At 43.0% G+C, this 817-nt stretch carries 1 protein-coding gene; it reads left to right on the top strand.

The window, feature by feature from the left end; translation table 11 throughout:
* Positions 1–22: 22 nt before the first annotated feature.
* Positions 23–817 (top strand): tetratricopeptide repeat protein (locus Q0954_RS34135; RefSeq protein WP_299466616.1); only part of this gene is annotated, 795 nt, incomplete at its 3' end.

Genomic DNA, 817 nt, shown 5'->3' with positions numbered 1-817 from the left:
AAAAAATAAACCTCTTGTACCCATGACAAAAACCCTGACCTTATTATTTGTATGCCTGTGCAGCGCCTCTTTGGGGGTGTTTGCCCAACCCACCAAATCTATGACTTTATTAGAACGCGCTGATGACTATCGCCATGAAGGAAAGTATCGTCAATCTTTACGTTTATTAAAAAAATTACTAAAAAAAGAACCTAATAACCCTGATGCTTATTTTTCTTTAGCTTTGACTTATTGGCAGTTGCGACAACCCAAAGAAGAAGAACAAGCCTATCAGAAAGCATTATTGCTGGCTCCTCTTACACCAAAAATTTATTATTATTATGGTGACTTTTTATCCGGACAAAAACGCCTTACCGAAGCCCGTAACTTATATACGTTGGGTACCCAAAAACTCCCCCAGGATGCTAAAATGTATGCAGAATTGGGTTTTGTTTTGAAAAGAATGAAAGATTATCCTGCGGCGCTTGCTGCTTATAACAAAGCCATTGCTCTCAACCCAGAATCGAGTGGCGCTTATTATCAGCGTGGTGCTATTTACGAAAGATTTAAAATGTACGAAAAAGCCCTGGCTGACTATGACAAATGCATAGCATTAGAACCAAGCTCGTTGCGGTTGAATACTCGCGCTCGGTTACGTTTTTCGTTGGGCGACTATAGCGGGGCAATGGCAGACTATCGGGCAGAAGCCAGGCTGGATACTACTGGCCGACGTACCTTTGACCTAAAAAACTACCGTGAGCTGGCTTTTTCGGCGAGCAGCCTTGCCTATGACCAGTGGCGCAAAAAAGACTTGGCGAAAGCCCAGGTGTATGGTCAG

It is taken from the genome of uncultured Microscilla sp., assembly GCF_947493425.1.
GTDB lineage: Bacteria > Bacteroidota > Bacteroidia > Cytophagales > Microscillaceae > Microscilla.
Note: the sequence above shows the minus strand (reverse complement) of the source record. Positions and strands in the feature narration are given on the sequence as shown.